Annotated in this window: 26 protein-coding genes and 2 tRNA genes; 13 read left to right on the forward strand and 15 right to left on the reverse strand. The window is 33.7% G+C overall.

Annotated features, from left to right (window positions below; all coding sequences use genetic code 11):
* The first annotated feature begins 3 nt into the window (after positions 1 to 3).
* Positions 4 to 798, forward strand: coding sequence for a diaminopimelate epimerase (dapF, locus tag OPR35_RS07075; protein WP_012481958.1), 795 nt, complete (start codon positions 4 to 6; stop codon positions 796 to 798).
* 6 nt (positions 799 to 804) lie between these two features.
* On the opposite strand, the gene sucD is transcribed toward dapF, so the two are convergent.
* From sucD to hemF, 9 genes are all read right to left on the reverse strand, one after another.
* On the reverse strand, positions 805 to 1,686 hold the full coding sequence (sucD, locus tag OPR35_RS07080) for a succinate--CoA ligase subunit alpha (protein ID WP_007302348.1): 882 nt from the start codon (positions 1,684 to 1,686) through the stop codon (positions 805 to 807).
* A gap of 3 nt (positions 1,687 to 1,689) precedes the next feature.
* Complete coding sequence (gene sucC, locus OPR35_RS07085; RefSeq protein WP_007302349.1) at positions 1,690 to 2,850, reverse strand: ADP-forming succinate--CoA ligase subunit beta; 1,161 nt, start codon at positions 2,848 to 2,850, stop codon at positions 1,690 to 1,692.
* A gap of 30 nt (positions 2,851 to 2,880) precedes the next feature.
* Positions 2,881 to 3,081, reverse strand: a complete 201-nt coding sequence (rpsU, locus tag OPR35_RS07090) for a 30S ribosomal protein S21 (protein ID WP_007302350.1) — start codon at positions 3,079 to 3,081, stop codon at positions 2,881 to 2,883.
* Positions 3,082 to 3,279: 198 nt separating this feature from the next.
* Positions 3,280 to 3,353 (reverse strand) — tRNA-Pro (locus OPR35_RS07095).
* Positions 3,354 to 3,475: 122 nt separating this feature from the next.
* On the reverse strand, positions 3,476 to 4,171 hold the full coding sequence (locus OPR35_RS07100; protein ID WP_007302351.1) for a 16S rRNA (uracil(1498)-N(3))-methyltransferase: 696 nt from the start codon (positions 4,169 to 4,171) through the stop codon (positions 3,476 to 3,478).
* Between the two features lie 32 nt (positions 4,172 to 4,203).
* Positions 4,204 to 4,275, reverse strand: a tRNA-Glu gene (locus OPR35_RS07105).
* A gap of 60 nt (positions 4,276 to 4,335) precedes the next feature.
* Entirely contained in the window at positions 4,336 to 5,073 is a 738-nt protein-coding gene (locus OPR35_RS07110; RefSeq protein WP_265024836.1) for an ankryin, read from the reverse strand.
* A 96-nt stretch (positions 5,074 to 5,169) separates the two neighbouring features.
* Complete coding sequence (locus OPR35_RS07115) at positions 5,170 to 5,418, reverse strand: hypothetical protein (RefSeq protein ID WP_019078621.1); 249 nt, start codon at positions 5,416 to 5,418, stop codon at positions 5,170 to 5,172.
* Between the two features lie 141 nt (positions 5,419 to 5,559).
* Complete coding sequence (gene hemF, locus OPR35_RS07120; protein ID WP_265024837.1) at positions 5,560 to 6,384, reverse strand: oxygen-dependent coproporphyrinogen oxidase; 825 nt, start codon at positions 6,382 to 6,384, stop codon at positions 5,560 to 5,562.
* 159 nt (positions 6,385 to 6,543) lie between these two features.
* Between hemF and OPR35_RS07125 the strand changes: the two genes are divergently transcribed.
* The 3 genes from OPR35_RS07125 to OPR35_RS07135 all read left to right on the forward strand — a co-directional run bounded on the left by OPR35_RS07125 (position 6,544) and on the right by OPR35_RS07135 (position 10,816).
* Positions 6,544 to 9,024: a response regulator gene (locus OPR35_RS07125; protein WP_007302355.1), complete on the forward strand. Its 2,481-nt coding sequence runs from the start codon at positions 6,544 to 6,546 to the stop codon at positions 9,022 to 9,024.
* Positions 9,025 to 9,110: 86 nt separating this feature from the next.
* The gene (locus tag OPR35_RS07130; RefSeq protein ID WP_265024838.1) at positions 9,111 to 9,953 is read left to right on the forward strand and encodes a ParA family protein; all 843 of its coding nucleotides are present in this window, start codon (positions 9,111 to 9,113) and stop codon (positions 9,951 to 9,953) included.
* A complete protein-coding gene (locus tag OPR35_RS07135; RefSeq protein WP_265024839.1) occupies positions 9,950 to 10,816 on the forward strand; it encodes a ParB/RepB/Spo0J family partition protein in 867 nt (288 codons plus the stop codon). The genes OPR35_RS07130 and OPR35_RS07135 overlap by 4 nt, the downstream gene beginning before the upstream one ends.
* Positions 10,817 to 10,900: 84 nt before the next feature.
* On the opposite strand, the gene ispD is transcribed toward OPR35_RS07135, so the two are convergent.
* Positions 10,901 to 12,106 (reverse strand): 2-C-methyl-D-erythritol 4-phosphate cytidylyltransferase, encoded by a 1,206-nt coding sequence (gene ispD / locus OPR35_RS07140; protein WP_265024840.1) that lies wholly within the window; start codon positions 12,104 to 12,106, stop codon positions 10,901 to 10,903.
* A 102-nt stretch (positions 12,107 to 12,208) separates the two neighbouring features.
* On the opposite strand from ispD, the gene OPR35_RS07585 reads away from it, so the two are divergent.
* From OPR35_RS07585 to OPR35_RS07180, 7 genes are all read left to right on the forward strand, one after another.
* The gene (locus OPR35_RS07585) at positions 12,209 to 13,096 is read left to right on the forward strand and encodes an alpha/beta hydrolase family protein (protein ID WP_265030737.1); all 888 of its coding nucleotides are present in this window, start codon (positions 12,209 to 12,211) and stop codon (positions 13,094 to 13,096) included.
* Positions 13,097 to 13,145: 49 nt separating this feature from the next.
* Positions 13,146 to 14,219, forward strand: coding sequence for an AI-2E family transporter (locus tag OPR35_RS07155; protein ID WP_264375194.1), 1,074 nt, complete (start codon positions 13,146 to 13,148; stop codon positions 14,217 to 14,219).
* Positions 14,220 to 14,324: 105 nt separating this feature from the next.
* Positions 14,325 to 14,960, forward strand: a complete 636-nt coding sequence (locus OPR35_RS07160; protein ID WP_015588224.1) for a DnaA ATPase domain-containing protein — start codon at positions 14,325 to 14,327, stop codon at positions 14,958 to 14,960.
* Positions 14,961 to 15,331: 371 nt separating this feature from the next.
* Positions 15,332 to 16,318, forward strand: coding sequence for a site-specific tyrosine recombinase (locus tag OPR35_RS07165; RefSeq protein WP_007302367.1), 987 nt, complete (start codon positions 15,332 to 15,334; stop codon positions 16,316 to 16,318).
* 56 nt (positions 16,319 to 16,374) lie between these two features.
* Entirely contained in the window at positions 16,375 to 17,100 is a 726-nt protein-coding gene (locus OPR35_RS07170; protein ID WP_012481964.1) for a lysophospholipid acyltransferase family protein, read from the forward strand.
* 43 nt (positions 17,101 to 17,143) lie between these two features.
* Positions 17,144 to 17,413, forward strand: a complete 270-nt coding sequence (gene rpsT, locus OPR35_RS07175) for a 30S ribosomal protein S20 (protein ID WP_007302369.1) — start codon at positions 17,144 to 17,146, stop codon at positions 17,411 to 17,413.
* A 79-nt stretch (positions 17,414 to 17,492) separates the two neighbouring features.
* Positions 17,493 to 18,734: a citrate synthase gene (locus tag OPR35_RS07180; RefSeq protein WP_007302370.1), complete on the forward strand. Its 1,242-nt coding sequence runs from the start codon at positions 17,493 to 17,495 to the stop codon at positions 18,732 to 18,734.
* 62 nt (positions 18,735 to 18,796) lie between these two features.
* Here the strand turns inward: OPR35_RS07180 and OPR35_RS07185 are convergent, their stop codons facing one another.
* A complete protein-coding gene (locus OPR35_RS07185; RefSeq protein ID WP_265024841.1) occupies positions 18,797 to 20,254 on the reverse strand; it encodes a hypothetical protein in 1,458 nt (485 codons plus the stop codon).
* Positions 20,255 to 20,283: 29 nt separating this feature from the next.
* Positions 20,284 to 20,472 (reverse strand): hypothetical protein, encoded by a 189-nt coding sequence (locus OPR35_RS07190; RefSeq protein ID WP_264336132.1) that lies wholly within the window; start codon positions 20,470 to 20,472, stop codon positions 20,284 to 20,286.
* A gap of 645 nt (positions 20,473 to 21,117) precedes the next feature.
* On the opposite strand from OPR35_RS07190, the gene OPR35_RS07195 reads away from it, so the two are divergent.
* The gene (locus tag OPR35_RS07195; RefSeq protein ID WP_139686762.1) at positions 21,118 to 21,411 is read left to right on the forward strand and encodes a GIY-YIG nuclease family protein; all 294 of its coding nucleotides are present in this window, start codon (positions 21,118 to 21,120) and stop codon (positions 21,409 to 21,411) included.
* Between the two features lie 530 nt (positions 21,412 to 21,941).
* Here the strand turns inward: OPR35_RS07195 and OPR35_RS07200 are convergent.
* The 3 genes from OPR35_RS07200 to ruvA all read right to left on the reverse strand — a co-directional run bounded on the left by OPR35_RS07200 (position 21,942) and on the right by ruvA (position 25,004).
* On the reverse strand, positions 21,942 to 23,177 hold the full coding sequence (locus tag OPR35_RS07200) for a hypothetical protein (RefSeq protein ID WP_265024842.1): 1,236 nt from the start codon (positions 23,175 to 23,177) through the stop codon (positions 21,942 to 21,944).
* 268 nt (positions 23,178 to 23,445) lie between these two features.
* A complete protein-coding gene (gene ruvB / locus OPR35_RS07205; RefSeq protein ID WP_007302374.1) occupies positions 23,446 to 24,435 on the reverse strand; it encodes a Holliday junction branch migration DNA helicase RuvB in 990 nt (329 codons plus the stop codon).
* Positions 24,432 to 25,004 (reverse strand): Holliday junction branch migration protein RuvA, encoded by a 573-nt coding sequence (gene ruvA, locus OPR35_RS07210; protein ID WP_007302375.1) that lies wholly within the window; start codon positions 25,002 to 25,004, stop codon positions 24,432 to 24,434. Before ruvA ends, ruvB begins: the two co-directional genes overlap by 4 nt.
* A gap of 299 nt (positions 25,005 to 25,303) precedes the next feature.
* Between ruvA and OPR35_RS07215 the strand changes: the two genes are divergently transcribed.
* Positions 25,304 to 25,828: a c-type cytochrome gene (locus tag OPR35_RS07215; protein WP_007302376.1), complete on the forward strand. Its 525-nt coding sequence runs from the start codon at positions 25,304 to 25,306 to the stop codon at positions 25,826 to 25,828.
* Position 25,829: the final 1 nt, after the last annotated feature.

The following is a 25,829-nucleotide window of genomic DNA, read 5'->3' on the forward strand; positions in this document are numbered from 1 at the left end:
ATAATGGTAAGTAACCTAACAGACAAGATCCCGTTTGTAAAGATGCATGGTACTGGCAATAGTTTTGTTATCATAGACTCACGTTCAGCAAATAATTTAGACTGGAATTATAGACAAATTGCTGATCAAGGCAGTTGTGATCAAGTGATAATTATAACAATGTCTAATGCTGCAAACTGCTTTATGCATATCTACAATGCTGACGGTAGTCGAGCTGAAATGTGTGGAAACGCAGCACGCTGTGTTGGATATTTGATAATGTTAGAAAAAGGTACTGAATATATCACTATTGAGCTGATAAATAATCGTATCTTAGAATGTTTTAAAGTAGGTGATAAATCAATAAAGGTCAATATGGGTAAACCACTGCTTAAATGGAATGAAATTCCTCTTTCTTGTGAATGCGATCCCCTTTATCTACCTATAGAGCTTGAAATGCTGAAAGAGCCAGTTGCAGTAAATATTGGTAACCCTCATATAGTTTTTTTTGTTGATAACATAAGCGAAATACCATTGCAGAATTTAGGACCAAAGCTAGAAAATCACGAATTATTTCCTCAGAAAACAAATGTTAGTATTGCACAAATAGAAAAATCTGGAGAAATAAACTTAAGAGTTTGGGAAAGAGGAACAGGTATTACTGCTTCATGTGGTAGTGCGGCTTGTGCAGCATTTGTTGCATCTATACTTCGTAAGTGTTTGGCTACTAAACAAACTTCAGTACATTTACCAGGAGGTCATTTACTGATTGAGTGGTCAAAAAATATACTGATGACTGGGGATATAGGGTTTTTATGACCTAGGCTAGGCACTGACACTCATTACTTCTAACACCTTTTTACCAATCACAGCAGGGGTTTCTGCAATCGCAATCCCAGCACTGCGCATAACCTCTAACTTTGCACCAGCACTTCCACCGCTGGAAGAGATGATTGCTCCAGCGTGTCCCATACGTCTTCCTGGAGGTGCCGTTTGGCCTGCTACAAAACCAACGATTGGCTTTTTAGTTTTTTCTGTTTTCACAAAATGTGATACATCTTCTTCTTCGTTTCCACCTATTTCACCAATAACTACAATACCATGAGTATCGTCATCTTTTAAAAAGAGCTCCATACAGTCAACAAATGTCATACCATGAACTGGATCCCCCCCAATTCCGATACACGTGGATTGACCAAGACCAACAGCAGTTGTTTGTGCTACCGCTTCATAAGTTAAAGTTCCAGAGCGAGACATAATTCCTATATGTCCACGTTTGTGAATATGTCCTGGCATAATTCCTATTTTGCATTCTTCAGGTGTAATAACCCCTGGACAGTTTGGGCCAATCAATCGACTGTTTGAACCAGCGAGAGCATGCTTTACCTTTACCATGTCAAGTATAGGAATGCCCTCTGTAATACAAATTATCAATTCTATTTTTGCATCTATTGCTTCAAGTATTGCAGCAGCAGCAAATTTAGCAGGTACATATATAACTGTAGCATTTGCACAGGTTTTTTCTTTGGCTTCTGCTACAGTATTAAAAACCGGTAAATTAAGGTGAGTGCTACCACCCTTTCCAGGAGTTACACCTCCCACCATTTTCGTTCCGTAATCAATTGCTTGCTCTGAATGAAATGTGCCTTGTGCACCAGTAAAACCCTGGCATATTAATCTTGTATCTTTGTTTACTAAAACGGACATGCTTTATTTTACCTCTTTTACTATCTTTTGCGCAGCATCACCCAGTTCATCTGCAGCAATAATATTTAATCCTGACTCTTCTAAGATTTTTTTTCCTTCTTCAAAATTAGTACCTGATAATCTAACCACTAGAGGAACTTTAATGCTCATTTCTTTTGCAGCCGCAACAATTCCACTTGCGATAATATCGCAACGCATTATACCACCAAATATGTTAACCAGAATTCCTTTTACGTTGCTATCAGACAATATGATTTTAAATGCTTCAGTTACAGTTTCTTTACTCGCTCCACCACCAACATCCAAAAAGTTAGCAGGCTCTGCTCCATAGTACTTTATTATATCCATTGTTGCCATAGCAAGACCTGCACCGTTCACCATGCAACCAATATTGCCATCCATTTTGATGTAACTAAGTCCATGTTTTGAAGCTTCTATCTCTTCTTTAACTTCTTCATCATAATCACGAAGCTGCACGATTTCTGGATGACGATATAAAGCGTTGTCATCAAAATTAATTTTAGCATCAAGTGCAACAAAATCCCCAGAATTTGTTTCAACTAGTGGGTTAATTTCTATTTGGCTTGCATCAGTTGTAATAAACGCATCATATATATTTTTTGCAATATTTGTTATTCTTTCTATTTGTTCTGAATTCAAATTAAAATTATTGGCAAGTTTACTGTTATCAAGATTTGTAAAACCAGTAGCAGGGTCAATATCAAATTTCACAATTTTTGTAGGAGAATTTTTTGCTACCTCTTCAATATCCATACCACCTTCTGAGGAAAATATAAATACTAACCTACTGAGCTTTGGATCAACTACTAGACTCAAATAGTACTCTTTTTTAATGCTTGAACCTTCCTCAATGTATATTCTTCTTACCTGCTGTCCACTAGGCCCTGTTTGATGAGTAACTAAAGTTATGCCGAGCATGTTCTTTACAAACTGTTGAGCTTCTTCAACTGACTTTGCTAGCTTTACACCACCAGCCTTACCCCTACCACCTGCATGAATCTGAGCTTTAACCACAAACACGTCAGATTTTAGTTGATTTATTTGAGTTTCTACTCCTTCTGCAGATGTAGCAACAAAACCCTTTGGTACCGGGACATTAAACTTGTGTAAAATTTCCTTTGCTTGATATTCATGAATATTCATAAGATAACTAATTATTAACCTTAGTAAAAACTACCAACCATAACGCTGTCTTCTGCATTCTTGCTGATACCTCTTTTTCCTTGCTTCAGCTTTTTTTTTAGCTGTTTTCTCTGATTTCTTTTCGTGATATTTTTTTTTCATTTTGAGCCCTCTTCCTTCCTTTTGAATTATTTTTCTCAACACTGGAAGAGCTCTATCTACATCACCATAATGGACTGATACTTCAATCAAACTCTATACCTCCTTCGGTAATCACTTCAAAATCCATTTATAAATTAGAAAATTAACATTGTCAATTATTTTATAAACTTGAGCGATAGAATATGATATGCAGTGATTTATATGAAAAAAGCTTCATTCTGCTGTCAATCATTTACTTGCTGATAAAAATTGCTCTTAGGTTACAGTGCTCTTGTAATTTTTCTAATCTCGGGGCGGAGAGATTTGAACTCCCGACCCTTTGGTCCCAAACCAAATGCGCTACCAGGCTGCGCTACGCCCCGACTTCTTTACTAAGAGTATCGATAGTTCGGAAAAATGCAAGTTTCATTTATTTCTTTTAGGAAAAATATAATGCAGATTTCTTTATATAGAGTGTCAAGTTGCACTAGCCATATTAAAAAATCTAGCTATACCAATTGGTGAAGGTTAATGCAGCAACTACAGCAGTATCAACTCTCAAAATTCTTTTTCCTAGACTCAGTTTCTGACAAAATTTATTGGCAGAATCAAGTTCGCAAGATGAAAAACCACCTTCGGGGCCAACAATAATAGCAACGTTTTTCTTGCCTTTTAGAACTTTATTAGGAGGTTGTCCTTCACCTGTTTCATCACACAAAACAAAATTTTTATTCTGGGAATCGGATAATTCACAAAAATTAATAGGAAGAAAAATCTGTGGTATACTTGTCCTACCGGATTGTTCCGCAGCTTCAATTGCCTGTAATTTCGCTCTACTTAGGTTAATGTTTTTTACTACTGTACGTTCTGTTGAAATAAATTGAATGCAGGTTACTCCCATTTCAGTTGCTTGTCTTACTATGTTGCTTAAGGCGCCGCTTTTTACCAGAGCACAATACAAATATAGATTTTTTTCATGTTGTTGTTGTTTAGTGCGTTCTTTTATTATAATTTTTGTCGATTTACTTGATATATTCACTACTTCTCCTAACCATTCTCCATCCTTTCCATTAAAAAGATAGATGTTATCATGCTTCTTAAGCCGCATTACATTGTAAATATAGTGACTTTGTCGTGGATGAAGCGCCAAACTTACATTTTGTGATAAAGCTTCTTCAACATAAAGCCTAATTTTTTTCATTCAAAACTTTAGTTATTTGCATTCTGTTTGAGTGACTCTTACGGGATTTGAACCCGTGTTACCACCGTGAAAGGGTGGTGTCCTAACCACTAGACGAAAGAGTCGACTTGAATCTAACTGAGTTATATCGATTATACATATAAAGTCAATTCAATTATTTTGAATCACACAGTTAGAGTAGTGATTTTATATCGACAGCCTCCTATTACCCCATGTTCAATGCTTACTGAACCTATCTCAGATTTAGGAGCTTTAGATCCTAATTCTAATTTTTGTTCAACTTTTGTATCTGAATCATAGCCAGAATCGTATCCAGAATCTCTACGCTCAAAATTTTGCCTTATTTCTTTTACGTTAAAGCCAGCCTTGGTCTTGATTTGCTGACTCGCTGGCTTATTAGCACTTTGCTCATTTAGTTTTACTTGCAAATTATTCACTTTATCCTTCACTAATCCATGATAAGTCCCAGAATTATCTTTTATATGTTTTGCTTGTCTTTCTGATCTCTTTTTCGATAAATCTACTTTAGCATAAATAGGCTCTGGTTGCTCTTTATGATTTAAGCTAGTGGGCTTTTTTTGCTCTGAGAAATCATCTACATCTTCATAAATAGGTTCTCCTGATATACTAGAATAACCACTATCTTTCAATGATAAATTTTCAGTAGATCTTTTATGCAAATCATATACTTCAGCATAAATGGATTCTTCCGATACGCTCAACTCTTCTAATGAGTTACTAACCTTAGCGTCATATACCTCATCATAAATGGGCTCTTTTAAAAGTAAAATATCATCATGCTCAAAAATCCTAGGAGGTTTTTTAGGTGAGTTGGCCTTAAATTTTATCTCTACTTCCTCTTTAAGCTTGTCACAACTTTCCGTTTGTTTCAAAATCTCCAATATTTCTTTTCTTTCTTTTTTTATTAGCTCACCAAGCACTAAACAACATTTTTCTTTATGATCTTTGAGACTGTCCTTATCTCCGTACTGCATAGCTTATGATGCTATTTTGTATTGAAGGATTACATTTCCTATACTATTATTTATCTCATTAATATTTGCTCCAGCACTAATAAGTAACGTCATTACATTATGATCAAGATTTGTTACTGCATACTCTAAAGCTCGATTTAAAGTTTGATCATTATTCAAGTCAAATGACCCCTTGTTCCTAAAAGGATTAATTCTAGAAAAGAGTTTTTCAAAGCTGTTTACTATATTATGAAGACTTAAAGCTAGCCTCACGCCTCTTATATTGCTATTTCTAGCGGATTTAATTAAAAAACTATCTACTTATACCCATGATTGTACCCCTCTATACAAAAGCTCACCATATGTGGTACAATCTTAAACTATAACGATTTATTTTATATTAATAATCGCTTTTCACACCCACTTAACAAGAGGAGGCATCGACATCATAATTGCATCGGGGTTACCATTAGTCATTAAACCAAACCTTGTACCACGATCATAAAGAAGATTGAACTCCACATATCTGCCACGTTTTATCAATTGTTCTTCTCGTTGTTCTTTTGTCCAAGATTTTTGCATATGTTTGTGTATGATGTGTAAGTAAATTTCTAAAAAGGCTTCACCTACTGCTTTTGTGAACTCAAAATCGTTTTTCCAGTTGCCAGAAGTTAGATTGTCATAAAAAATTCCACCAATACCACGTGGCTCTTTTCTATGTTGTAAAAAAAAGTAATCATCACATTGCTTTTTAAATTTCGGATAATATTCGATGTTGAACTCATCGCAAGTTGCTTTAATTGATTCGTGAATATACTTGCAATCTCCCTCATCCTTATAAATTGGAGTAAAGTCCATTCCTCCACCAAACCATTGTTTTGAGGTATATATCAATCTTGTGTTCATATGTGCTGCAGGGATAAGGGGAGATTGCATGTGAGACACTAAAGATATACCGCCTGCCCAAAACTCTCCATTGCTTTCACTTGCACCAGGAATTTCATTAATGGCTGAGTCTTCGAGCTTTCCGTATACTCTTGAAACGTTTATTCCAACTTTTTCAAAAATATTACCAAAGATAATTGTAGATTCACCACTTCCTCCACCTGGTCGGTTCCACTTTCTTTTTTCGATTTTTGGTTGTGTGAATGACTGTACCTCAATTGATAAGAAAGATTCGGTGATCTTGTTTCTCAGTGCGCAAAACCATTCAAATGCTTGTGTCTTTTGTTTTTCCATAATGCCTTCTGTTGGCTTATTAATATTATTGTACTCTATATTTACAGGACTTAATTAGATTGGGATAGTAACTACTCATCAAGGATGTTAATAAATCTATAATAATTAAATCAATATAGTAGAATATTTTTATATGTGCAAGGATGCCAAGCAATAATAATGAGTAAAAGATACATAGATAACAAAAAAGAGAACAGAGTTGACTTCATACTAAGAAATTATGGGATGTCAATTATTGTGATGGCAGTTATTATGTTCTTACCTCCAATAGCAATATCAGTACTCTATTTTTCTAATGTATATAGTCAGCATGTTAATATAGAGATTAATTTATTAATTAGCATTCTAATGACTCTCTTTGTGGTATATAATATAAAACGTTACAAGTATCTACTTAATATCATAGAGTTTCAAAATGCAATATTTGCAAATGCGCTGAATCATAATACAGAGTTTTGTCTCATTTTACATAAAGATGAGGGTATTATTTATGCTGATGCGAGGTTCTACGAAAGGTTCAAAGATCACATAAACGATGATGTTACGCTAGATAAAATTCTTGAAGCAGGAGATGTGTCAGAAAAAGACAGAAAATCACTCTATCATGCGTTAAGAAATAACACTTCTGTAAAAGTATGCATTTCCTTAAGCAAGAAGAGTAGAATATCTAACTTTCTTTTGCTCTCTGAACCAATACCGGATAATCCACAAATTGCTATAAATAGTAATAAGACTTTAAATTTATCATTAGCCCCAATAGCAAGACCGAATGGGTATTTTGTACTGAAGGCAACACAGGTAAACAAAGAGCAGGTATATGAAGAGTTGATAGAGAAACACAATATAGCAACTTACGTTGCAAATACAAAAGGAGGTATCTTATCTGTAAATAAAAGATTTTTAGACATGTTTGAACTAAAAAAATTGGAAAAAGGTAGCTCAATCAATGATTTTATATCTCAATCTAAGTATGACGATACAATAACCAAAAATGAAATTATGTTTTTTACTATAAGCGGTGCTCCATTTAAGGCTTATATGAGTACTGCTATATTTTGTGATAAATACAATCATAGCTATATACACGGCTTTATAACACCAACTGAATCAAATATTGTTGATTATCAACTACACCCTTGTTTTACAAATTCGTCAATTGCTATTGCACAATGCGATATAAATGGCAATTTTATAAAGAAAAATATAGCATTAGTAAAACTTGCGGGGTCAAGTAATGATTCTATCTTTGCATTGATATCAGATGGTTATCATATGAAAGTGCGTGAATATTTTTCAAGTAATAGGATAAATAATGCGTCCTTTGATGTGCAGCTCAATGGCGGTAATAACATGAAAATATATTTTAATAAGTTTCTTCATAATAAAGTGATGTTCATACTTTGTTATTTTATTGATAATACTGAACGTAAAAAACTAGAGATAAAACTTGAGCATTATCAAAAGGTGCAAGCTATAGGGCAATTAGCAGGTGGTATTGCACATGATTTCAATAATATATTAACCGGAATAATAGGATTTTGTGATTTGCTTTTACTCCAGCACTCAGCTAGCGATCCATCTTTTGGAGATATAATACAGATACAGCAAAATGCAAAACGTGGGTCAAATTTAGTAAGACAACTGCTTGCTTTTTCAAGAAGACAGACTTTGCAGCCAAAGATTATTAATGTAAATGGTACGATAGCTAATCTTTATGAAATGATCAAAAGATTAATAGGTGAAAATATAAAATTTAATATTTATTATGGTAGCGATTTGGGTGCTGTTAGGGCTGACCAAGGACAATTAGAGCAAGTTATGCTTAACTTAGCAGTTAATGCTGGTGCTGCTATGGAAAAGGGGGGAGAGTTAACTATACGAACCTTTAATCAAAAGGTTGATTCATTAAATTCTACACCTCAGGATATGTTTTCTCCAGATAAGGAAACGATTGAACATGGGAATTATGTTGTGATTGAAGTGATTGATACTGGATGTGGAATGACGAGTGATATAATTGAAAAGGCATTTGATCCATTTTTTTCTACCAAAGATATTACTTCTGGTACAGGTCTTGGCCTCTCTACTGTATATGGCATTATTAAACAAACCGAAGGATACATCTATGTTGCTAGCAAAGTGAATCATGGAACTAAATTTAGCATATTTTTGCCCATAGTTTACATATCGGATGAAAATGATAAAGAGGAAGATAGTAAAGAAATAGAGAAACCGGTAGAGATTAAAGGTAATGGTATAATTTTATTAATTGAAGATGAAGATTCAGTAAGGGAATTTACTGCTAAGGCTCTTACAAGAAAAGGATTTAATGTAATAGAAGCGAGTATAGGCAGCGAGGCACTAGAGATCATTAGAAAAAAAAATCAACACATAGATCTAATAATCACTGATGTAATCATGCCAGAGGTGAGTGGTCCAGAAATAGTTAAAGAAACATTGATACATAGGCCAAACATCAAAGTTATTTTTATTTCTGGGTATACAGAGGATGCTTTTTTAAAGAGCGATGAAATCAATATAGAAGACTTCCATTTTTTACCCAAACCATTTACTCTGAATGAGTTAGGAAATAAGGTTCAAAGTGTGTTACACAAGACAAAAAAAGGCAGTTTACTTTGAGCATGATTGGCAACAAAAAAATTTTTCTAATGCAAAAATTTCTTGCATATATACAATAGAGTTATTTTATACATAAGATAAAAGGCGTGAGCAAGATCATTGCAATAGTAAATCAAAAGGGTGGAGTTGGTAAAACTACAACTAGTATAAATTTATCAACAGCCTTTGCTGCTGTGGGAAAAAGTACTTTATTGGTAGATCTTGATCCCCAAGGGAATGCTAGTACAGGGCTCGGGGTTTCTTATCGTAGTAGAGAAGAAAAAAATATATATAAAATACTGCTGAGCAACGAAAGTGAATTGGTAGAGTCGGCAATTTTTCATATAAAGGAAATTCCAAATTTATCGTTAATTTCATCAGTGGTTGACTTATCAGCTGCAGAAATTGAGCTATCACAACTTGAGCAGGGAAAATTTGTACTAAAAGATACGCTAGAGAAAGTACGTAATAATTATGAGTACATAATTATCGATTGTCCTCCATCACTTGGTCTGCTTACTATCAATGCTCTGACCGCTGCTGACTCGATTATTGTTCCTCTTCAGTGTGAATTTTTCGCTCTGGAAGGATTGAGCCATTTAGTTAAGACTGTAGAGCTGATAAAAAGAAATAACCTAAACCCTTTCCTGGCAATAGAAGGAATATTGCTCACAATGTATGACAGACGCAACAAACTTAGTGAGCAGATTAAAAATGATATTTGCCAATATTTAAATGATAAAGTATATAAAACTATTATCCCCTTGTATGAGACCATTATTCCACGTAATGTACGGTTATCAGAAGCGCCTTCTCATGGAAAACCTGCTATTGTATATGATCTTAAGTGTCCTGGTGCACAAGCATATATAAGTTTGGCAAAAGAAATTTTAAAGAAACACATGAGCATCTGTAAAGAGAAGAAGCTGATAAGTGAGGGTGCAGCGTGAAGGACAATAGGCGCTTAGGTAGAGGTCTTGCTGGCCTCATAGGCGATAATTATGATAATAAAGAAGATCGGTTACCTATTTCATTACTACACCCGAGCAAATTTCAGCCGAGAAAATATTTTGATGAGGAGTCATTGAAAGGACTTGCAAGTTCGATAGAGAAAAATGGCATTATACAGCCTATTGTGGTGCGCAAAGATCCAAATGATGACGATTATGAAATAGTAGCAGGGGAACGTCGTTGGCGGGCAAGTAAAATTGCAAATCTTGATAGTGTGCCAGTCATCATAAAAGATTTAAATGACAAGGAATGCTTAGAAGTATCGATAATTGAGAACATACAGAGGCAAGACATTAATCCAATAGAAGAAGGTGAAGCGTATAGGAAACTAATAGATGAATTCTCCTATACACACGAAGAACTAGCTTCAACTTTAGGCAAAAGCCGCAGTCACATAACCAATATGACTCGAATGTTATCACTCCCTGATGGAGTGATAACAATGATCAACGAGAAAAAATTGTCTATGGGCCATGCAAGGGCATTGATTAATGTTGAAAATGCGGAAAGTCTTGCAGAAAGAATAGTTTCTCAGGGCCTGAGCGTTAGACAAACTGAAAAATTGATAAAAGACTTACAACAAAATAACGACCGAAAAGAGCATAATTGTACTAAAAATCAAGATATGGCAGCATTAGAAGGAGCTATATCTTCTCAGCTTGGTTTAAAGATCAAAATTAATGACAGTAATTCTAAGGGTAAAGTCATGATACGTTATAACAACTCAAATGAATTGGATTTTATATTGAAAATTTTGAATAGAAGACTTGAATCAGCTATTAATGTCGAAAGTAGCTCATAGAAATTTCTTGACAAACCTTCCCACTTTCCTTGCAATGGAAGTGAAATGGTGGAGTTTGTCAAGTAAGTTATTTCGTTTCTACCTTCAATAAAAATTTGCACGCAATAGCACAGAAGCATACGTTGCTATTCCCTCATTTCTTCCAATAGAACCTAATTTTTCCGCTGTGGTTGCTTTGATATTTACGAATTCACCATTAATTTCTAATATTTTTGATATGAATTCCTTCATTCCTGCTTTGTAAGGCGATATTTTAGGCTCTTCACAAACTATAGTAATATCTAAATTAGACACGCTATATCCTTTTTCCTGTGCTTTTTTAGCAGCAAAGTCAAGAAAATGAGATGAATTGCAATCCTTCCATTTAGAGGAATTAGGAGGAAAATGTTCTCCTATATCGCCACATCCTAGTGCTCCGAGTATTGCATCAACGATTGCATGTATTGCAACATCACCATCGGAATGTGCCTCTATTGCCATATTATGCTCAATTTCCACACCACAAATTTTTATAAAGCTCTTAGCATCATTTTGAATTTTAACAAATTTATGTATATCATAACCGGTTCCGACACGGAATTTTGGCTCTCCAAAGAGAAGTTTTGCCATATTGATATCCTCTTTTGTAGTTAACTTAAAATTCTTTTTCTCACCTTCAATAATCGCAACATGTTTTTTATGCTCCACCATTAGTGATGAATCATCAGTAAATTCTTTGACTGACTGATGGCACGATAATAATTCTCTGAAATTAAAAATTTGAGGGGTTTGTATGGCTCTAAGTTTTTCTCTTGAAATCGTAGATTCAACGAAATTATTACTCACCAACGATATAGTATCCTCGACTTCTATTGCTGGAACTACTCCTGTATATTGACCATTAATCATAGATTCAATCAAGTTATTTATTAGAATATTTGATACAAAAGGCCTACAAGCATCATGTATAATAACAAAATCTGGATTGATCTTTTGCAAACTCTCCAGTCCAAGTTTAACTGAACTCTGCCTGCTTTTTTCTCCACATACTGGACTCAGCAATTTAGTATCTATAGTTGATGACGTAACTTCTTTATAGAAATCTTTTTGACTTTCATTTACTACCACTCTTATGTAACTTATGTACTGATTAGCTAAGAATTTTCTAATTGTGTGAAATAAAACAGACTTACCTGCCAGTTTTATATACTGTTTAGGGATTTTGGCATTGCATCTACTGCCTACTCCTGCTGCAACTATTAATGCTGCTATCTTGTATTCCTCAAGTCTGTTAGTGTACATGCTTATCATTTTCGTTGTTAATACAAGTTATCTAGCATTTTAAAAAAGTTTGATCCAATTCTCAAAAAAGAATATTCTTTTACTAGGTGTAATATATGTTAGAGGGAAATAATGCACGTTGCTAAGTATAATAAAGAAAATGAGATACATCTTATATTTTTTCATGGAATAGGTGATAATTATAAAAATGCGTTCAGGTATATACAAGATAGATCTACATATCTCCATAGGTCTAATTTCTACACTCATGCACATAAATACCCAATTGCATTTCAAAACTATATAACTTACGCAATAGCTAGTTTCTTATTTTTAGGAATATCCATATTATCACCCACTCTGATATTATTTACCAACCCAATGACGTCTAGGACAGCGAATTCAGCAATATTAGCAGCTTTGATTTGCACTTTTTTGTCTATATCAATACTCATGATTCCATTTATAAATAAGAATAAAAGCTTATCTCAGTCTTCGATAAAAAAAATCAATGAATTAATGGACAAGGGTGTAAAACCTGAAAACATCATACTTTTCGGCCATTCCTTTGGAGGAGCAGTTGCATCAGAAGTATTAAAATATTTTACAGACAAAAATATTAAACTTGGAGGCGTTATTTTTACTAGCACTTTCAGCTCTTTTCATAATGCAATAAAGCATTTTCCAATTCCTCAAGCAAAAATTTTAAGTGTACTGCCCTCATGCTTATTGAAAAAGATGCTTAAGGTCCTAAATTTAGATTTTGATATAGTAAGCAATATACAAAAGCTACAAAATGATAATATACCAATAGTAGTCATTAATCATGAAAGAGACACCTTAATACCATATCCTGCACAATTGGCAAAGGCAGTAGATGATCTATTGTTAAATAGAAATTCGATTAAGATCGTTAATCTGAGAGGCTTTACAGATAACCCGCATAACGGAGTTTTATCTAGTTGGCAATTGAGTGAAAATTTGGCTGATCTCATGCCTAATAAAATAATGAATAGATAGTACTTACAAAAAACTTTATATTTTTCGGTAAATTAACTATTCTAAACACATGCAAAAACGTCATATAACTATTTGTTGTGTACTGCTTTTCATAATAGGGGCATTATTTTTGATGCGTCCTATGATTGTTCCGTGTCTAATATCTGTTTTTGTTGCACATCTATTTAACCCGCTAGTAACCAAGTTTGAAAAATATAGAATACCACGTTCATGTTCTGTAGTTTTTATAATACTTACCTTATTGATAGCTTTTATATTAGTTATCACATTTGTTTTACCTATTATATATTTTCAAATTACTTTAATATTAAATTTCTTAGTGAATAAGATACCTTCATTAAAGCTTAAAGTGATTCCTTCTGTGCTAGAATTTCTTAATATAAAAACTGAAGATAGTTTATTTGATCACTTGTCTAAAAATCTAGTAGAAAATTACAGTGATTATATATCTTATTTTATAAATGCTCTTAGCATGGGCAGTAATCTTATAATTCAAGTGCTAAATTCAAGCTTTAATTTGATTTACATGGTATCATTAATAGCTATTACGCTTGTGGTGTTTTTTTATGTATTACGTGATTGGCCTGCAATTGTAGAAAAGGCTAATAAACTAATTCCCATTCTTTACAGAGAAAAAGCTGCAGGTTATTTTTCTAAAGTAGATTTCATTATATCTAATTACCTAAAGGGACAGTTAAACGTATGTATAGTCATGATGATCTTTTACTCCGTGGGCCTTAGCATAATTGGGCTGAAGCATTCTGTAGCTATTGGAATTTTATCAGGAACATTAACATTTATACCCTATATAGGGCCATTATTATACACTATTATCGGATTTTTGAGCGCCATTACTCAATTTAGTGGATGGTTTGAAAGTACTGCTGTCTTGCTATTATTTAGTGTTGGTCAATTAATAGACTCAAGCATATTAGTGCCTTTATTAATAGGAAAAAAAGTTCATATACATCCAACTATCATTATTTTAGGAGTTGTCATATGCACCTCATATTTTGGGTTTATAGGTATATTATTTTTTATTCCAATAATAGGAATGTTCAGTGTATTAGTAGAATATGCAGTCAATAAATATTTTGAAAGTGAGCTTTATAAAAATGGCTAATTAGTTCACGATAAAAAGAAAAAGGACCTCTGATACATTTGAGAGATGCAAGTAAATTTTTATGCAAAAATTATTATCAAAAAGTAGTAATGTAAGAGGCTTTACGTGCAATTAAATTTATTTAGCAATAATCAAGTTGATTATTGCTGGCAAAACTATATCACCTTAGACGAAAATAAGCACGTATATAACTCAATAGTTAACGATTTATCTTGGAAATGCCTGATTCTTTTTGGACCTAACAGCTCTGGAAAAACTCACCTTGCTCATATTTGGCAATCAATAAACAATGCAATTTTTATCAATGTGAATAATTTTGTAAGCGAAATTAGGTATAGCGATGCGTTTATTTTAGAGGATGTACAAAACATTAAAGATGAGGAAATGTTGTTACATTGTTATAATTATATGAAAGAAAATGATAAGAGACTGCTAATCACTTCTTCAATTTCACCAAAAAAGCTTAACTTCAAACTAAGAGATTTAAGCTCCCGAATATTGTCAACTACCAGCGTAAAAATTTTGCCTGCAAGCGAGGAATTATTAAGAATTATGCTAATAAAACGATTTTCAGATAAACAGTTAAAAATTGATTTAAAAGTGATTAATTATATTCTAGCAAGAATAGAACGTTCTTTCCACAGCATTAATAAAATTATAGAAAAAATAGATAGTGAATCCATAGGATCAAATGTAACCATTCCTTTTATTAACACTTTATTAAAAAAAAGTCCCAAGTGATTCCTTCTGCTGCAAGACATTTGTTATATATATTAAAGATTTATTAATACCCATACAATAATGAAGTCGAAATCACTATCTCTTTATGTTAAAATTATAATAAATACTATGATGTAATAAGAATAAACAGACATAGCTAAGGGATATTTTATATGATAGTAAAACTTACTTTACAGGATGTTTTTTATAGATTTGATGTTATAATTGAAATATGGTAAAAATAAGATCAAATTTAAAAAAAAGGTTAAAACAAAGGTTTGTAGTACTTACTTTATTGATAAATGCTTTGTTTATCTCATATTTTCTTATAAAAAACACAAAAAATACTTTCAATCAAATTATAGTCAAAGAAATAAATATAGGAGCTGATAATGAAAAATAAACAACCACAAAATAAAAAAGAGAATCTTTACATCACGTATTACATAGATGCTTTGGTTTCTGAAAAATCCTCTACACAAAATACTTTGGAAAGTTATCGTTCAGATTTACACCAACTTGAAAAATTTTTATTAGAAGGAGGCACTACCTTAGTTGGTGCAAGTAAAGCTAATATTAAAGATTATGTAAACTTTTTACGTACACAAAAGAAATATAAAACTAGTTCTATATCAAGAAAAATATCTGCTATCAAAAATTTCTATAAGTGCCTATTTAATGATGGAATAATAGATTTTAATCCAGCACCGGCTAATGATAATGAATTAAGAAATCCAAAGGTTTCCCGTCCTTTGCCTAAGTATTTAAGTGTTCAAGAAATATTTTTGCTCATGGAAACAGTAAAAAAATCAGCAAGCGGATCGAATAAAGAGATAAGCAGTAAAAGGCTATGTGCAATTTTAGATATTCTTTACTCTTCCGGGATGCGTGTTTCTGAACTAATTAATATGAAGTTATGTGAAGTATTACATTTAGTAAACGGTAATGGTAAAGAAGGCTATATAATAATAAAGGGAAAAAGTAGCAGAGAAAGGCAAATCCTTTTTAATGAGCAAGCATTGCAAAGTCTTAAAAATTATTTATCAATTCGTGACAATCTGCTTCCTAACAACAAAAAATCTGATTGGCTATTCCCAGGTGATAAACCTAATAAACCCATTACAAGGCAAAGAGTTGGTCAATTAATAAAGGAATTAGCAAGAAAGTGCGATATTGATGAAAATAAAATCTCTCCACATGTGATTAGGCATTCTCTTGCTACCCATCTACTGAATAGCGGAGCAAATATTGTGCTGATACAAAAAATTCTTGGCCATACTAATCTTTCTACAACACAAATATATACTCATATTGCTAATGAAAAGTTAAAGGACAAATTAGCTGATTCTCATCCTATTACTCAGATGATCAATAATTAAACTTATTGCTTTTAGTTTTGTAGTAAAGTTAAATTCAAATAAGTTTACGTGTGTTTGTGATTGCAAGTTTATTGTTTAATTTACTCCTTATATTATGGGAAGTATTCTATACTTTAATTACTCTCCCTGTAATTTTCTTTCCTGAGTGTGTAATAACCATTTTCCTTGTTTGCTCGGTGAGAGTTGTATTATTCATGTTGCGTTTATTATGTGGCATTAAATATGAAGTGAGGGGAATGGAAAACATTCCTAAGCAACCTTTTATAATTGCATCTAAACACCAATCTCCATTTGAAACATTTATTTTTATACTACTCTTTAGAAAAGCAGTTTTTATTTTAAAACGTGAATTGAAATGGATTCCATTCATTGGTTTACATCTTATAGCGCTGAAAATGATTTTTATTAACCGTTCAGATGGTATCAGTTCTATACGCCATATAATTAAACTAGCAAAAATGCATATAAAAGAAAATAGAAGCATAATAATATTTCCTGAAGGCACAAGAACGACTATAAACCAAAATATAAAATATCAATCGGGTATTGCTGCTTTATATAGCGTATTATCTGTTCCTGTGTTACCGATTGCTTTAAACACTGGTTTGTTTTGGCCAAAAAGCATACTTTCTCTGAGAAAGAATCCCGGAAAGGCGGTAATAGAAATATTACCTCCCATATATCCTGGGTTAAACAAAAATGAATTCTTGCAAAGTTTAGAAAAAATCATTGAAGAAAGAAGTAGTAGATTAATTGCAGAAAAAACTGATATTGCAAATTAACAAAAAAACTTTATAATTAAAAGAAAAGTACAGGTATTAATATATGGCAAATCATAAGAGTGCTAAAAAAATGATGAAGGTAATAGCAAAGCGTACTTTAGTAAATAAGATGCGAAAAAGCAAAACTCGTACTGCTATTAGAAGATTAGTTGATATAATCAAGTCTGGTGACAAAGAGAATGTTGTCTTGGCATTTCGGAATGCTGAATCCAATTTACACAAATGTGTAAATAAAGGTGTCATTCATAGGAATACTGCTGCACGTAAAATAAGTCGCTTAAATGCAAAAGTAAAAGCATTGATGACCGCTTAATACGGTTAATGTAAAGTTAACTGTATTAATATATACTTTTCAGTTTGTATATTCTGTATAAAATTAAGTAGCTCAAGTGATGGATAAAAAAGCATTATTGGAACTAAGTAATGGGTCAAAAATTGATCTGCCCGTATTAAGTGGAACAGTAGGTCCTGACGTGTTAAATATTAAGGATTTATATAAGACGACAGGATTATTCACTTATGATCCGGGGTTTGTTTCCACAGCTTCATGCTCTTCCACAATTACATTCATTGATGGAGATGAAGGAGTTCTTAAGTATAGGGGACATGATATAGCTGATTTGGCAGAGAATAATAGTTTTACTGCTGTGATTTATTTATTGCTCTATGGTGAACTACCCAGTTCAGAGCAACACAAAAAATTTCTTCTCAAAATACAAGAATCATCCAAAGTATCAGAGCAAGTTACAAATGTAATCAAAGCATTTCCAAAAACTGCTCACCCTATGTCGATTTTAGTTGCATGTTTTGCAAATTTGTCAGCATCTTACCATGAAACACATGGCAACAATGTCAATGGTGAAGATTTAGATTTTGGAATTTCTGCAATAGCACAAGTTCCTGCAATTGTTGCAATGATTTATAGACATATCAACAATCAGGAATTCACAAATGCTAATAATAAATTAAGTTATAGTGAGAATTTCTTAAATATGATATTTGGCAGTGCTGTTAATAATACCCTTTTTGTAAAAGCTCTGGATAAAATATTTACTCTCCATGCTGATCATGAACAGAATGCTTCTACAGCAGCTGTCAGATTGGTAGGGTCAGCTGGTTCTAATCTATTTGCAAGCCTGTCTGCAGGAGTTGCTACACTTTGGGGTCCAGCACACGGTGGAGCTAATGAGGCAGTTATAAATATGCTAAAAGAGATAGAGCAAAGTGGAGATGTAGATAGATTCATTGAGAAAGCTAAAGATGATAAAGATCCATTTAAGCTAATGGGATTTGGACATCGTGTTTATAAAAACTATGATCCGCGCGCGCTTATATTAAAGGATGCTTGTCATGAGATTTTAAGCAAACTAGAGCAAAACAATGAATTACTTGAAATTGCAAAAAAACTTGAAGAAATAGCTTTAAAGGATGAGTATTTTATTACACGTAAGTTGTATCCAAATGTTGATTTTTATTCAGGTATAATAATGAATGCTATCGGTATCCCTTCAAGTATGTTTACACCCATTTTTGCACTTGCAAGAACCACTGGTTGGGTTGCCCAGTGGTATGAAATGGTAAACGATAAAGAAACCAAGATTTGTAGGCCAAGGCAGCTCTACCTTGGCAAATAAACTTTCATTCACAATTCATCTTTGAATAGCCTAATTTCCTTTAGCTATAAAATACAACAAATTTATTTTTTATTAGTTGATGTCTGCTTTTTTGCAGAACATTGGTCAGGCTGTGATATAGAAGGTTGGTTAAATGTTGTTTTGGGCTTATTAAAAGAAGATCGTGCTGAAGATCGTGCTGAAGAAGGGCCAAAGCCACTATCTTTAGCCAAAGCATCATCCCCACCTTTACCTTCACCATAGTAGTCGGGCCTAAGGAATTTGCTCGAGTTTCCATTATGTGATTTACCTATAACTGAATTCTTAGGTGAACCAGCAAAACCACTATCTGCACTTGGTCCATCCGTCCCTACTTTTTCTTCAGAAGGGGCAAGAGTTTGTGGTTTCATAGCTGGCACACGCGCAGGATCAATGGACAGTTTATAATCCTTATTGATTACAGAGCTCTCCATGATCTTATCCATCACACAGTAAGCAATGTCTGGGTTACGAAAGTCTATTGCATATATTTGTTCGGCACCATATGTTGGAAGACCTCTTTCTGCAATATCATCTTTTACATCACGCAATACTTTTGTACCACCAAACACCTTATTATTAATATGATCAACTTCTTTTTCATTTAAAAACTCTATGTAATTACCACAATCAATAACAGGAGCCAAAATTGAATACTCATCTTTACTTTCTTTGTGAGAAGTATGCCACATAGAATCAATTGGTAGGTGCGGTAGTGCCTTACAAATAAAATCAACAACTGCGAGCTTCAGAGTGTCATTCATTTCATCCTCGGTACTTGAAACTTCCAAATCACGACACTTCGAGGATGCTTTATGCTTTGCTATATCTTTAATGAGCTTAGGATTATCAAAAATGCTTTTCTTTAGATATACATAATTTCCTTTCTCTTCTAAAAAATCCTTAGTTTTTTTAGGACCATTTTCATAACCTGTTATCCTCGATGAGAGCAAATCTACAAAAGAACGTTGCAAATTTCTATCAACACACTCCGCACCATATAGATAAGATCCCTTATCAAAGACTTCATCAATTATATTATAATCTACATGTTCTTCTATCTCCTGCTCTGTATCACCTGATAGATTCTTATGACCTAGTTCCGATTTTTTGTCTTCTTTTTTTTGCTCTTTAATAAGATCTGTTGTAAATCGCGCAAGTTCATTAGCTAGCAAAAACTTTAGATTAGAAACCACCTCTTTTCTCATTGGCACCAAAAATTTATTACCTACAGTCGATTTTCCTTGATCAAAGTTAAAAGGAAAAAACTTTGTATAAAAATTATCATCAAGAATACTTTCATCCGGACAAAATCTTTGTATTATTTTTTCTTTCATACTGCTCAGGTACTTTATGCGCCGATCAAGAGTCATATTATCATCAAACGAGATAACAATATGATCATCCTTTACAGTAAAATTAGTAACAACAGCATTACTGAAACGAAGAATACTATTAAACGCTTTTACTAATTCTTGATTTATTTTACTTTTATTAGGCATAACTCCACCTCTCTAATTAATTAACATAATTACTTGCCACCCATACTGCTGCTCTGACCACTCTTACTACTACTGGATTGATTTTGTTTCATTCGCTCTTGTTCACGCTTAATCCTATCGCTGAAATTATCTATTCTCTTTGGATCTAAATCTTTTTTATAAATCCTTGTTCTCCCTGAATCAGGTACTTTTTTATTTGGATCATTATTACCATCCATATTAGCCTCCGAATTAAATTATTATGTAATGAGTATATTAAGAATCAATTATCAGCACAAGCAGTTTTTTAACATAAATTTTATTCACCATTTTTATACTCCTGGATTCCAGACTGGGATGACAAGAGAAGAAGTGCTGGAATAACAACTTTTTAAATTAAGTTTTCTGGATCCCAGTGTCAGCTACTTGGATGACAAGAGAGAGAGCTACTTGTCCGCCATGTCATTCCAGCACTTGATGCTGGAATCCAGATGAAAAACCAGTGTCACGCACTGGGATGACAAGAGAGAGCTACTTGTCCGCCATGTCATTCCAGCACTTGATGCTGGAATCTAGAAGAAAAATGGATCCTAAACTGGAATGACAACTTTTTTAAACTAAGTTTTCTGGATCCCAGTGTCAGCTACTTGGATGACAACGGAGGGGCCACTTGCATGACAGCCTTTTAAAATTGGTTGACACCTTTTTGGTACACAACCTTTGGTGCATTATGCACTCAAGACAATGTCATTCCAGCACTTCCTCTCTTGTCATTCAAGTAGCCTCTTTGGTATCAAAGAATAGCCTCTTTGGTGTCATCAAGTAGCTCCTTTAATGTCATTCCAGTGCTTGACACTGGAATCTAGTAAATTTATTTATTATATATGAAAAGTTATTATATTTATATACTTGCAAGTGAACGCAATGGAACCCTATATACAGGTATAACATCAAATTTGACTAAACGAATTTGGGAACACAAAAGCAAAGCCATCTCTGGTTTCACGTCAAAGTACAATGTTTGTAAACTAGTCTATTTTGAAGAATTTCAAGAGATAAACTTAGCAATTAGTAGAGAAAAACTCCTAAAAAGCTGGCAGAGAAAATGGAAAATAAACTTAATTGAAAAAACAAATCAAGAATGGAAAGATTTATATGATGAAATTGTGTCTGGATGACAGTGTCTGAGTACACAACTGTACGAACATTGTAATATGGCGCATCGTTGGCACTGGCTTCCATTCAAGACGGTGTCATTCCAGTCTGGAATCTAGAAGAGAAAATGGATCCTAAACTGAAATAACAACTCTTTTAAACTAAGTTCTCTGGATCCCAGTGTCACGCACTGGGATGACAAGAGAGGAGGTAATGGGATGACATCAAAGGAGGCACTGGAATGAAAATGAAGGGCTACCTGAATGACAGACCGGTTTTCATTCAAATTTTATTCAAGACGATGTCATTCCAGCGCGTGACGCTGGAATCTAGAAGAGAAAATGGATCCTAGACTGAAATGACAACTTTTTTAAACTAAGTTCCTGGATCCCAGTGTCAAGCACTGGGATGACAAGAGAGGAGGCACTGAGATGACAACAAAGGGGCCACTTGAAGACAAGAGAGAGCTACTTGTCCGCCATGTCATTCCAGCACTTGATGCTGGAATCCAGATAAAAAACCAGTCTGGAATGACAAAAAAAAGAGAGAACCTTTACACACCTCTCTCTTTGACTGAAGAAGCATGGTTTTCAACTCTCACATCATCAGTTAATCCTCCTGGCAATTCCACAGCAGCATTAGACTTTTGCTGATCACCAAGCTTTCTCTCGCATGAAGATCCATTTAGCTCGTTTCTCTTTGTTATCCTTGTATCATCACTACATTTTTGTCTTTTAACTCTCCTGTGTTCCTTTCGCTCTGGAGCGGGTGGACAGACAGCTAATTTTGGTTTTTCATTTTTCTCTTCTTTTGCTTCTTTCTTTTCTTTATTCATTTTTTCCAGTTTTTGTACTTCACTATTTTTGTGACTTATAACAGGTTTAGGTAGAGTGTCTACTAATTTTTCTACAGGCTTTGGTAAAATAGCACGTTCTTGCTTGTCTAGAACAATTGGCATTGGAACTTGAGATGAAAAATTAAATAGGGAAATTGGTGTGATTTCATTCACTTTTGTTTCTATTTCTTGACGAACTTCTTTTGATTCTGTTTTTTCTGCTTTTTTGTCTCTTTTTTCCTCAGTTACATCTTGCTCTACTACTGCTGCTAAATCAACTGCAAAAATTTCTGCAAACATTGCAATGACTGAGCCCACGAGAAAAGTTTGAAGCTTCAATTTTAAATTTTGCAACGCTTGCAAACGTTCGAGTATTGCTATTTCTTCTTCAGGAGATAACTCACCGCTGAGTAATTTCTCCTGCAATTCTTTTATCTCTTTGTCTAGCCTTTTATCCCAACTTAAATCTAAATCTTTTTTGAAGATCTTTTTAACTAATTCCTTAAGCTTATCACGCAAAAACTTAATTATCGAAAGAAGCAGATTTTTCTCTTTCTTCTCCTTGAGCATTTTGTAGACTTTCGGATCTACATTTACTTCAAAAAGATTAAAGAGGGATTCAAAGAAATTTGCGAATACCCCTTGATTATCATCAGTAAAGTCATACTCATTATCTTGTATATGTAGCTCTACTTGAGATAATGTTTCATCAATGCAACTCGCAGCCTGACGCTCAAGCTCTATTCTCTTGAGCTCAGCTTTCCTAGCAAGCTCCTCCATGAATCCTTTTAATTCATTGAGCTTCTGCTCTGCAGAGAGATCTTGCTCTCTGATTCGATTAATGTAGATTGAGCTACCGTCCTCTTCGTTGTTATTGATTAAAAAATTTTTCATTGCTTTTTCTCCATTAATTGAATTACTGTTTCTATAATTGTTTAGAAGGCTTTTTACCATTTTATCTTAAGTCTATAAAATACAATAACTCAATCTTATAATATGAAGTATTTAATAAGTATTAATCTTAAAAAATATCAATAAATTATTGATATTTTTACATTCATACTATATACAGCCTAGCATATATTACGTAATTTTTCAAGAACATATTCACTATAACAGAAGACTTTCTTATTTGCCTCTAAAACACCTGCAAATCATATAATAAAAGAATATTATAATGTTTAATGTAATACTATACAATGTTATAAAATATAGTATAATACTAGCATACCACTGAATTAATGCTGAGATATTCCCTTGCTTGATCAGTTAAAACACGTCCTCTTGGTGTGCGCTTTACAAAACTGACCTTGATTAAATAAGGTTCTACTGTTTCTTCAATATTGCCAACATCTTCAGATAGTGCAATAGATATGGTGTCAATTCCAACAGGTCCTGAGGTGTTAAACAAAAATCTCAGATAATCCATATCTAATTTATTTAGTCCCATTTTATCTATACCCAATTTTGATAGTGCAGAACCGGCAATTTCACAGGTAATTTTTTTATCATCTTTTACTTCAACAAAATCTCTTATTCTTCTGAGTAATCTCAAAGCAATTCTTGGAGTACCACGGGCGCGGCAGGCAATTTCCTGCACAGCATCCTTTTCGATTTCAGCACAAAGAACTCTTGCACCTCTTTTTATAATATCAACCAGTTCCTCAAAAGAATAAAACTCAAGATGCAGGGGAATACCAAAACGATCCCTCAGCGGTGCAGAAAGCAGTCCAAGCCGTGTTGTTGCCCCAATCAGTGTAAATGGTGGTAAATCTATTCTTAAAGTTCTGGTAGATGGGCCCTCACCTACTAGTATATCTAGGCAAAAATCTTCCATAGCAGTATATAAAACTTCCTCAATGCTACGATTTAATCTATGAATCTCATCGATAAATAGAACATCTTTTGCATTTAAAGTAGTGAGCACTGCAGCTAAGTCCCCAGCTTTACTAAGCAATGGACCAGAAGTTGCACGAAAGCTAACCCTTAACTCCTTAGAGACAATTTGTGCTAAAGTTGTTTTACCAAGCCCTGGAGGACCATAGAGCAATACGTGATCCAAAGCTTCAGCTCTCGTCTGTGCAGCATTTATAAACACTTTTAAATTTTGTATTAAGTCTTTTTGCCCGACAAAATCATCAAGTTGCTCAGGCCGGATATTTAAATTACGTACATCTTCAGAGTATTCCTTACTACATGATATTGACTTCATATTGTTTTAAGCGCCATACGAATAATATCTTTAGTGTCCAAGTTTGGTGATTCATCTTCTATTTTTTTTATTGTATCATAAGCTTTTGTTCTTTCATATCCAAGATTGATCAAAGCTGAAAGAGCATCTTCACTAATTGAGTGAAAATGATTGTTATTTATCTCTAATTTACTTACTTTGCCATTCAGCTCAGTAATAATTCGATTTATGAGTTTCAGGCCAAGTCCACTCACCTTAAGTGCTAGTTTATCCTCATTTATAATTGCCAAAAACAGTTGCTCTGGAGTTAATTTGCTCAAAATTGACATTGCGGTTTTATAGCTGACACCGCTCACTTTAACTAATAAACGCAGACACTGCTGTTCTTCTTTACTTATAAAGCCATATAGCTGAGTAACGTTTTCTCTGCTATTTGCATAAGTGTCGATAAGTAATTTTACTCTACTTCCAATCGAACAAGCACTTAAAGTTTTGGCTGAAAGATATACTATGTAGCCAACATCATTCACATTCAGGATTATGTGATCGCTACACACCTCATCAACTATTCCTCTTAGATTTCCTATCATTTCTAGTACTTTATAAAATTCAGTTTAAATGCTCCTGAATCTTAGGTCAAGCAAACGAACATTATAGAAGTAGTTCCAGTTTCAATCATTGCAGACAAGTTTGCAGGAAATCTATTTTAATATGTTATTCCAGATCATTATGTAATTGAACCACAAGTTACTCCGATAGAAATAGAATTGCAGTCTCCTAACTTAGCTAAGTAATAGAAATTTCTATCTTTGGTGAAATAAAGGTAATTGTTTACTGTTTGCGAAAATATTTGCATAATTTAAGTAACATTACTTGATAAGAATTAACTATGGAGCTTAATAAGATTGCAGCATCGATTTTACTTTCTGGATTAATAATTATGATAGTTAGTAATGTAGTTGATATGCTCTACAACCCAGAGGATTATAAAATTGAACACCAAACAATAGTAGCAGCCAGCAATGAGCCTCAACAAAAGATTGAACAAGTGGCACTTGATATTGGAGAGCTCATGCAGAATGCTAGCTTTGAAAAAGGCAAGTCAGCAGCAAAAAAATGTATAGCTTGTCATAGTTTTGAGAAAGGTGGAATGAATAAAGTGGGGCCAAACTTATGGAACGTGGTTGGAAATAAAAAGGCCCATCTTGGCAGCTCATTCAATTACTCAAAAGCACTACTTGAAAAAGGTGGGAAATGGGAGTATGAGGAGTTATTTGCTTTTTTAAAAAATCCAAAAGCCTACATAAAAGGTACACGTATGGCATTTGCAGGCATTTCCAATCCACAAGAGATTGCAGATCTAGTCAGCTATTTGCGTTCGATGAGCGATAGTCCGGTTGCCTTGCCAAAGTAGT

The sequence above is a fragment of the Wolbachia endosymbiont (group B) of Protocalliphora azurea genome, assembly GCF_947251865.1.
Lineage (GTDB): Bacteria > Pseudomonadota > Alphaproteobacteria > Rickettsiales > Anaplasmataceae > Wolbachia.